Origin of the sequence: Shewanella sp. SG41-4, assembly GCF_014164505.1 — a bacterium.
Classification (GTDB): domain Bacteria; phylum Pseudomonadota; class Gammaproteobacteria; order Enterobacterales; family Shewanellaceae; genus Shewanella.
In genome coordinates, this window is record NZ_JACJFI010000601.1 from 1 (window position 1) to 1,328 (window position 1,328).

At 40.6% G+C, this 1,328-nt stretch carries 1 protein-coding gene; it reads right to left on the reverse strand.

Going from position 1 to position 1,328, the window contains the following annotated elements:
- Window positions 1-937 (reverse strand): CinA family nicotinamide mononucleotide deamidase-related protein (locus H5202_RS22560; RefSeq protein ID WP_182773988.1); only part of this gene is annotated, 937 nt, incomplete at its 3' end.
- Between the last annotated feature and the right edge of the window lie 391 nt (window positions 938-1,328).

A 1,328-nucleotide genomic window follows, 5' to 3' on the forward strand; every position in this document is an offset into this window, starting at 1 on the left:
CGCCCAGCACTTTCACTTTAGACTCATTACTGTAAGTCACTAAACCATGATGCAAGTACGAAGAGCTACCTGCAAAATCGATCAATTGACTGGTGATCATGCCACCAGTACAAGACTCTGCCACACTAAGGCTAAAACCAGACTGGTATAATCGATGATGGATCTCTGCTGCTAATGTTGGGCGATTTTCAGCAACAACCGCACAACCTAATAAAGCTTTAACCTGCTTTGTTACATCGGGTAGCTTACGAATAGCTTTATCACCACGAGCAAATATCTTAATTTCAATGTGTGGCATTGAGGAACGATAACCTAACTCAATTCCAGCTGGTAAAGTGATCTCTGATAGAGTATCCGCTAAAGATGACTCTCCATGACCAATAGTAAGTAATTTTTCTAAAGCTGACTTTTCTTGAACACCAAACTCTTCAGTAATAAATGGAATAAATTGCTCGGTGATCATGTGCTTTAATTCAAAAGGCACACCTGGTGTAAAGAATAACCACGCATTATTCAACTTCACTCTAAAGCCGCATGCTGTTCCGACAGGATTATCAACCATCACAGCAGAAGCTGGTAACCAAGCTTGCTTCAAATTACTCTTAGCCATTACACGATTATTACGGGTAAACCAATCTTCTAAATGTTCACGCCATTGTACATTTTCGACAAGTTCTTCGCCTTTAGCTTTCGCCATGGCTAATGCAGACATATCATCACTAGTAGGCCCCAAACCACCATTAACAATAATGACATCAGCATGCTTACTGCGCTCTTGAAATGCGGCAACAAGATCATCCATTCGATCACCAACCGTTACTCGATGTTGCATCTCGATGCCTAACTCCATCAAAATATTCGCAACCCAAGCAGCATTGGTATCGACTATTTGGCCAGAGAGCACCTCTTCACCAGTACAAATCATTTCTAACTTCATCATTATTCCTAATCCCATGCAATTGGCACATAAGTTAGGGGAGCAATATGTGAATGGCAAGAAAATAGATCGTATTTATAGCAAATTAGCCAATAAGTAGCTGAATGAATTACAACAACTCAACATGTAGATATCAAAATAGAGAAATTGAAAGGTTAGCTGAAGATTTAATGCATGACCAAGTTACCTGTAAACAAAGGGCAGAAACAAAATAATGTAGGAAGGAGATTGCAGGTTCGTGTGGCTTAATGGAATTGTACTGCTGCGTTGATTTTTCCATACGAAAAAGGCCTTTGCATTGCTGCAAAGGCCTCATCTTACTTTGGTGGAGCGGACGCTGTCTGCAATCAAAAATGAACCCGCTACCCAGATGACAGTTCACTTGCTGATT